Here is a 3,316-nt window from a genome sequence, read left to right as displayed (position 1 = left end):
ACTGGCCCACGGGCTGTGCGAAGCCGAGCGTTGCCTGTTCGGCAAAAAGCCTCCGCACGCCGAGCGCGACCTGAGCGTCGAGCAGCTTGCCAAAGAGATCGATTGGCTCGAGCACCTGATCGACAGCTACGGATCGGTCGTGGCCAAGCAGCCTGACGTGTGGGGCGAAGCCCGGCTGACAAAGTGCCGCTACCAGTACGAAGTCGAACTCCAGAAGCGTTTCAATTCCGACGACTTCAAGGAAACGCTGCAAGCGTCGGTGCGCCAGACCGACCAGGCGGCGCTTTCGCTGGCGTTTGCGCTGAACGCGGCCAGCGGCGGCGCGAGCGTGCCGACTTCCATTCCGGCCGCTACCCTTTCCGGCGACGTGACAGACGCGCAAGGCAATCCCGTGGTCACTCGCACGCCGCCGCTGGGGCAGGTCGATTATAGCCACTTCGCGGCGGGCTCACTATCGCTAGAGCCGACTGAGTTAGTCCGGCAGTTGGACGTGTATTTAAAAACCTTGAACGACTTGCGCCGGGTCAACGAGGGAGGCGATACGGCCGATTCGCCCGGCTATGCACTGAACCTATTCCGCATACCCGTTTCGGTATTCTCCGGCCATCACACGCGCAAAGGCTACGGGGCTGAGGTCACATTCACGCTCAAGCCCGTCATCAGCGAAGACCTCCTCCCAACCACGACCCGCAACCTGGTGATCAACGATCTGACCTCGCTGCTGGCCTTGCCGCTGGCGCAGATGTTCAACAACGATCCAAAGGATGCCGACCATTTCGCCGTTTCTTTCTGGCGCTATCGGGCGAGGGTTGCTGCGTGGATCCAGAAGTTCGATTCAATTGTGGCCTTATTCGAGTTTATCCACGGCCAGGACTCAAAGTGGCAAGCGGATATTGATTATCTCTACGCATTGCGTCCGTATCTTCAATTCCGATTTTTGGGGATCGCCGCGGCGGCCGAGGACGAACGTACCCGGGCGCTGAGTTGTTTGAAATATCTGGACCAGGATGATTCAGTCGCCGGGCAGCAGACACATCCAGAGCTGCAGCGGCGCCCGCTAATGAGAAAATACATCCCAGATGTGAACGCAACTGTCTCGGTTAGTGCTCAGCAGTTCTCCGTCTTTCTCGATAGCATTGAGGGGCCTGACAAGGACCACAAGACCTGGATCGGATCGCTTCCGCTATCCGTAAAAATCGAGCCTGCGGGAAAACAAGCGAATTGCGGCACAGACCTTGGTGTAGAGATAGCGATTCCCGTCGAGTTGGACGATCTCGACGAGCCGGGTCAACTTGTTGACCGTACGGATATCCCGTTGAACATTAACAAAGCGGCAATCGTGGCGTGGGCTGTCCGTGGGACCGACCTGCCCCCCGATATCGCTAAGCTATCGGCGGCACAGCGTACCGTGCTGCTATATGTTGCGAATCGCTTGAGGGAAACACCTAGCAGTGCGGTACCACCGTCGGTCCTCGACGGCCTAATCTATAACCTCACTCCAGCTTCGCGACGCGTGCCAACACCCCCGCAGCCGGCACGTCAGGCACTTGGATGGCCCGGAGTACTTCAATCACTGCGAACGCTGCAAGAGTTCATGGAACACCCAGAAATTGTCAAATGGTTGTCGGACAAAAAACAATCGTTGTTCGAAAAGCCGTTGCTCAATCACTATGACAACGAGGTCAGTTCGGTTCTTGATAGAACCATGCCACCCGCGATTGACAACATTTTCGAAACTGGGCCCGTTTCGGTTGGAGCGCCTGTGCACTCTGGTACCGGACCACGGCCACTAGCTGGATCGCAGATCCTTCAAGTGTACGGCTTCCAGGCGTTCTGTCAGATAGCCTACGAGGCGTATACAAATCTTCGGACGAATGCGGCCAATCGAGGGGCCGTCCATGTTTACGATATTAACCAATACCTCGCGGCCGAGGCGCTCTCTGCCTACGAGTTCCTATCGCGCAAGGACAACTTGACACTGTGGCGGTTTGCCTCGCCGCAACTGGCGCAGGCCATCGACAGCCACGATTACCGCCAAGTGCTCGAAATTCGCCAGGCGTTCTTTAACGCGGTGGGCGGCTCAGTGAAACACACCATCACCGGCGCCCTAGCCTGGGCCATCATCGTCGATGCAGCGCGATTGAACCACCAATGGATGCAAGACATGACATCGTTGTCGCAGTCCAAGGGGTGCAACTGCGCGCCACCTCATGAAATGCCGTTTGTCGGTCCAAAGGAGTTCCTCCTACCTGAAGCCCATGAATACTTCAAACAGTATGTGCTCTGCCGCTGGCCGATCATCACGTTCTCGCTCGATCCGGTGAATGACGAGCAAAATGTGGCGGACGTTTTCAGCCGCCGCCGCGATTTACAGTTGGCCGTGGCCGTGGCCGTGGCGACGGGAAATGTGAGCCCCAGCGCTGCCGGCCGGTTCACGCGCCGGCTCGAGCTTGATATGGAGACGATCGCGCTTAATCGTACGCAAGTCGCGTTCTCGTACGCCAACGACACGTTCGGCTGGCGGTTTTATCCGCGCGTACAATCACCCGACACGCCCAGCACGCTGGGGGCCTTTGCTCAGACGCTGTTTGGCACGGCCAATCGCGACAGCGACCTGAAAGCCCGACAGTTGGAGCCCGGCACCCGCGACGGCACGGCGGTGGTGATCATGCCCTCGTTTGTTCCTTACGTGGACGTCACGATTCGGGCCGATTGGTTCGGCGTCACCAATCCGCGCAAAAAAGAGCTGACGATGCACGACACGATGCGGCTCAGCCGCAATTACCAGACAATCCAGAACGCGCTTAATCATACCTGCGATTCGCCGCTCTATCGGCCGGGCGATATCGCCGGCATGCACGACGTGCTCGAAAAACTGGAAAAACGCATGCCGCTGCAGACTATGCGCGTTGAAGTGCCTTACCAGAATACGCTGGGCGGCTTCGAGCTATTTGCCACGGGAATCGGTGGCCTGGGGCCGGAACTCGAGGGCTGGTACGGCGCGCCGGGCATCGATCCCGACAGCGTGACCACGCTGTATCTGGTCGGCAAGCGCTTCAGCGTGCTGGAAACACGGGTGATCGCCGGCGGACGGAGCGTGCCGTTCCGGATGCTGAGCCGCAACGTGCTGGAAATCACGGTTCCGCCCGGCGTGCAACCGCTGCTTGCACCGCAATACCAGAACTTTGTCGACGTGCAGGTGGCAGCTCCGTACGGCGTCAGCAGCCATCTGTTGGTTCCGCGCGTGGTAAGGCCCGGGACCTTGCAAAACCGGTTCGAATGGGTCACGACCGCCTCGGCGGTCCACATCGCGTAC

General features: G+C 58.9%; 1 protein-coding gene. It reads left to right on the top strand.

Features of this window, described 5'->3' with window-relative positions:
* Positions 1-3,316 (top strand): hypothetical protein (locus tag VGG64_13755; GenBank protein HEY1600668.1); only part of this gene is annotated, 3,316 nt, incomplete at both ends.

It is taken from the genome of Pirellulales bacterium, assembly GCA_036490175.1.
In the GTDB taxonomy this organism is placed as follows: Bacteria; Planctomycetota; Planctomycetia; order Pirellulales; family JACPPG01; genus JACPPG01.
This window is presented reverse-complemented; position numbering and strand designations above follow the sequence as displayed.